Raw genomic sequence first — 4,897 nt, 5'->3', positions numbered from 1 at the left:
TACCGACGCTCTTGAACAACAGCGCAACGATTGGCACCAGAAACACCAGCAGCAAAAACAGCACCAGTGGCGCAATCAATGCCTGAGCCTTCCAGCGATTAACCCGTTCAGCACGAGCCAGACGCTGTTTCAAGGAGGGGCTGGCGCCTTCGGTGAGGGGCACTGCGATGGCCATAACGAACTCCGGAAATCTTTGAACAATGAGTGCGTCCTTCCCCATCGTAGGAGGAAGGACTGCACCTGGACCTAACTCAACACAAACTGCTTATTTGGCAGCCCACGCAGTGAAACGCTGCTCCAGTTGTTCACCGTTGTCAGCCCAGAAGCCTACGTCGATCTGCACCTGATCCTTAATGTTTTCAGGCGTAGTCGGCATGTCTTTCAGGATGCCTTTGTCCAACAGCGGCACGGCTTTGGTGTTGGCTGGGCCGTAGGCGATGTTTTCAGAATAGGTCTTCTGCTGTTCCGGGCTAACCGAATAAGCAATGAACTTCTTCGCTTCGGCTGCGGTTTTCGAACCCTTCGGAATGGCCCATGCGTCGAAGTCGTAGACGCCGCCGTTCCAGACCACTTTCAGGTTGCTTTCTTTCTGTACGGCAGCGATACGGCCGTTGTAAGCCGAGCTCATCACCACGTCGCCGGATTTCAGGAACTGTGGCGGTTGAGCGCCCGCTTCCCACCACTGAATGTTCGGCTTGAGTTCATCGAGCTTCTTGAAGGCGCGGTCCTGGCCGTCTTTGCCAGCCAGTACTTTGTAGACGTCTTTCGGTGCAACACCGTCAGCCATCAAAGCGAATTCCAAGGTGTACTTGGCGCCTTTACGCAGGCCACGCTTGCCTGGGAATTTCTTGGTGTCCCAGAAATCAGCCCAACCAGTCGGTGCGCTTGCCAGCTTGTCGGCGTTGTAAGCCAACACGGTGGACCACACGAAGAAGCCTACGCCGCAGGTCTGAATCGCGCCGGGCACGTAGTCAGCTTTGGTGCCCGGAAGCGATGCAGGGTCGATTTCTTCGAACATGCCCTCGTCACAACCACGGGACAGCTCAGGCGATTCAACTTCTACCAGGTCCCAAGACACGCTCTTGGTGTCGACCATGGTTTTGATTTTGGCCATTTCGCCGTTGTATTCGCCCGCAATAATCTTGCCGTTGCCAGCTTTTTCCCACGGTGCATAGAAGGCTTTTACCTGGGCGTCCTTGTTGGCACCGCCGAAGGAAATAACGGTCAGATCGCCGGCCGCCATCGCGTTCGCCGCGCACATCATGCCCAGCGTAATAGCGGTGAACTTCAAAGATTTAAGCATTTATTGTTCTCTCCACAGCGTGCAGTGTTGGTTATACGTGGGGCGATTAATTCGCCTCTGACTGTTAAAGCGCTTCCAGCAAGGGATCAAGTGCGCGAACGTGCTCGACCTGCCATCCAATTGGCACCACATCGCCCACGGTCAATCCCGGATCAAGTTCCGCAACTGGCTGTTTGACGAAGAAGTCTGTTTTGCCTGCAACCTCCAGACGCACACGCACGTGGTCGCCCAGGTAAATGAATTCAGCGACGCGGCCAGAGAACCGGTTCACACAGTTTTCGCTATGGCCGTTCACCCGTACACGCTCAGGTCGAACCGACAACGTCACCGGATCGCCGATTTCGCCGACGTTCACCGCCAACGCTTCGACCTTCTCACCACGGGCCAACGCGACGACGCAGCGATCACCCGAGCGACTGATCAGGTTGCCGTTAAGGCGATTGTTTTCACCGATAAAGTTGGCGACAAACGTATTTTTAGGCTCTTCATATAACGTGCGCGGCGGGGCGATTTGCTGGATCTCGCCTTGATGGAACACTGCCACCCGGTCCGACATGGTTAGCGCTTCACCTTGGTCGTGGGTCACGTAGACCACCGTCACGCCAAGCCGTTGGTGCAAGTGTTTGATCTCCATCTGCATGTGTTCACGCAGCTGTTTATCCAGCGCACCCAACGGTTCATCCATCAGCACCAACTGCGGTTCGAACACCAACGCCCGGGCCAACGCCACGCGTTGTTGTTGGCCACCGGAAAGCTGCGCCGGGTAACGGTGAGCGAAGGTGTCGAGCTGCACCATGCTCAGCGCCCGCTTGACCCGGTCGGCAAGGTCCGACTTGTTCAGGCCACGTACCGACAACGGAAACGCCAAGTTCTCGGAAACGGTCATATGGGGGAACAGCGCGTAGTTTTGAAACACCATGCCGATGTCGCGCTTGTGCGGCGGCACGTTGTTGATCGAGCGCCCGGCCAGCTTAATTTCGCCCGCGGTAGGGGTTTCGAAACCTGCCAGCATCATCAAGCTGGTGGTTTTGCCGGAACCAGAAGGTCCGAGCAAGGTAAGGAACTCGCCTTTGCGAATTTCCAGGTTGAGGTCTTTGACGATCAGGTTTTCGCCGTCGTAGCTTTTCTGCACGCCACGAAAGCTGACCAGAACATCATTCAACCCAGCGCTTGAATCGACGTCGCTCATTACCCACACCTTTGTTTTGTCTGCCGTGGATCAAGCCTAGATCAGGCTGCAGCTCTGGCAAATCGGGGGGAGAGAGAGATTGGTGTAGGGATTGCCCTACAGAGATGGCGCGGATGGGTATGCGGTTCATGATTGATGTTTTGGATGGGACATTGCCATCGCGAGCAAGCCCGCGCCTACAGGGGATCGCGATTACATTGTAAGAGAGGGCTTGCTCGCGATGGTGTCATGTCAGGCACAAAAACATGTCGCTGACGGACATGCGTCCCTCACAACAACTTATGCTCCATCGCATATTTCACCAGATCAGCCAGTGAGGTGATGTGGAGTTTCTGCATTAACCGCGCTTTGTGGGTGCTAATGGTTTTGCTGCTCAAGGCCAATTGCTGGGCGATATCGTTGACGTTGGCGCCTTGAGCCAAGCGCTCGAACACTGAAAACTCGCGTTCGGACAATAGCGAATGCAAGGGTCGGTTGTCAGTCAAACCCACCTCGAAGACCATGCGGTCCGCCAAGTCTGGGTCGATGTAACGACCGCCTGCAGCGACTCGACGAATGGCGGCCAGCAGCAACGCGGGGTCGCTGTCTTTGGTGGCATAACCTGCTGCACCGACTTTCAACGCACGGGCAGCCATCTGTGCCTCATCGTGCATCGACAACACCAGAATTGCTGGCGGGTTGTTGAGCGCACGAATTCTCGGGATTGCCTCCAGTCCGTTGACGCCCGGCATGGAGATGTCCAACAGCACCACTTCGCACTCGACATGGCGTAACGTCTCCAACAACTGCTCGCCATTGCTGGCCTCGCCCACCACCAACAAATCCTTTGCCAGCCCGAGCAGCTGTTTAAGCCCCTCGCGGACGATGGCGTGGTCTTCAGCAACCAATACACGAATCACTGTTCTCGCTCCTACGCCAAAGGCGCTGAATGTTTAAACGGCCAGCGGAATATAAGCGCGCAAGGTTGTGCCTTCACCCGACTCACTGTCTAGTTCCAATGTGCCGCCCAGCATCAACACCCGCTCGCGCATGCCCACCAGACCAAATGACGTCGGCCGACCTTGCTCCGGGACAAACCCGCGCCCATCGTCGGCAACGGTCATGCACAGCACGCCATCCTCCAAGGTCAGGCTCAACTCAACGGTGTGCGCCTGCGCGTGGCGCATCACGTTGGTCAATGCTTCCTGGAGTATCCGAAACAAGCCAATCGCCTTGGCATCGCTGAGCGCCGGCAAGTTGTCCGGGACCTGCACCAGGCACGGAATCTGGGTTCGCGCTTCAAACCGCCTAGCTTGCCATTCAATGGCCGAGGCGATCCCGGCATCGAGAATCGGCGGACGCAATGCGGTGGCAACGTCGCGCACCAACTGGAACAACTGCGAGATCAGGCGCTTCATGCTGTTCAACCGATCATGCAAGCCAGGGTCGAGGTCCGCGTAAGCCAGTTCGCACATAGACGTTTCCAGCTTAAGTACAGTCAGCATCTGCCCGAGTTCGTCATGCACTTCCCGGGCGATCCGCGCCTTCTCTTCTTCACGTACGCTTTCCAGGTGCGCCGATAGCTCACGCAGTTGCTCGCGGGAGCTTGCCAGTTGCAGTTCGATACGTTTGCTTTCGCTGATGTCCCAGACAATTCCGTCCCAAACCACTCGATCATCGTCGAGACGGCGAGCAATGGCTTTGATCTCCGCCCAGCGCTCAGCGCCTTCACGGGTCAAAATCCGTCCTTGCCACGACCAATCACTGTCGCTGTTCAAGGAGCGGTCTTGCACTAGGTGATAGCCGGCACGGTCGTCCGGATGGACCAGATTGCGCAGTCCCATGTCAGGGTGACGCAGGGCCGCTGGCGCGTAACCCACCAGGCTTTCACTGCCCTCGCTGATGTAGGCAAATTCGGGGGCGCCACCGACTTGTGTGCGCTCCAGCCGAAATACCAAACCCGGCACGTTGGCAGCAATACCCTGCAGCCGTGCTTCACTTTCTTGCAGCGCAGCCAATGCCCTGCGCCGATCTGTCACGTCGGTGAGAAACACCACCAGGTATTCAGCATCTCTAAATCGTAGAAAACTTAACGATACGTCGGCAGGCAAAAAGCTGCCGTCGGCGCGTACGCAGTTAGTCTCAAAGCTTTGCGGGCTTTCCTCGGTGGAGCGCGCGCGTTTCCACATGTTTAGCCAGCGGTCCATATGCAGGCCAGGCTCGAAATCAATTAGCGGCCGATCAACCACGCCGCCCATCGCGTAGCCCAACATGGTCTCGGCGGCGCGGTTGGCGTAGCGCACATGGCTGTCCCAGTTGACCCACAGAATGCCAACGGTGCTTTGGTCGATGGAGAACTGGGTGAGTCGCAGCGCTTTTTCACTGGTCCGACGCAGCTCAATGTCTTCCCTAGCGACCATTAGGCT

4 protein-coding genes and 1 pseudogene are annotated in these 4,897 nt (G+C 56.9%); all 5 read right to left on the bottom strand.

What is annotated here, in order from left to right:
* Positions 1 to 175 (bottom strand): annotated as a pseudogene (locus M0974_RS02340) (ABC transporter permease); the annotation flags it as partial.
* Between the two features lie 90 nt (positions 176 to 265).
* On the bottom strand, positions 266 to 1,303 hold the full coding sequence (locus tag M0974_RS02335) for an ABC transporter substrate-binding protein (protein WP_297832199.1): 1,038 nt from the start codon (positions 1,301 to 1,303) through the stop codon (positions 266 to 268).
* A 64-nt stretch (positions 1,304 to 1,367) separates the two neighbouring features.
* Positions 1,368 to 2,492, bottom strand: coding sequence for an ABC transporter ATP-binding protein (locus M0974_RS02330; RefSeq protein ID WP_297832197.1), 1,125 nt, complete (start codon positions 2,490 to 2,492; stop codon positions 1,368 to 1,370).
* A gap of 269 nt (positions 2,493 to 2,761) precedes the next feature.
* Entirely contained in the window at positions 2,762 to 3,391 is a 630-nt protein-coding gene (locus M0974_RS02325; protein ID WP_297832194.1) for a response regulator transcription factor, read from the bottom strand.
* A gap of 33 nt (positions 3,392 to 3,424) precedes the next feature.
* Positions 3,425 to 4,897, bottom strand: a 1,473-nt coding sequence (locus M0974_RS02320) for a PAS domain-containing sensor histidine kinase (protein ID WP_297832190.1), incomplete at its 5' end; no start/stop codon positions are given.

The organism is Pseudomonas sp. (genome assembly GCF_026224925.1).
GTDB lineage: Bacteria > Pseudomonadota > Gammaproteobacteria > Pseudomonadales > Pseudomonadaceae > Aquipseudomonas.
Note: the sequence above shows the minus strand (reverse complement) of the source record. Positions and strands in the feature narration are given on the sequence as shown.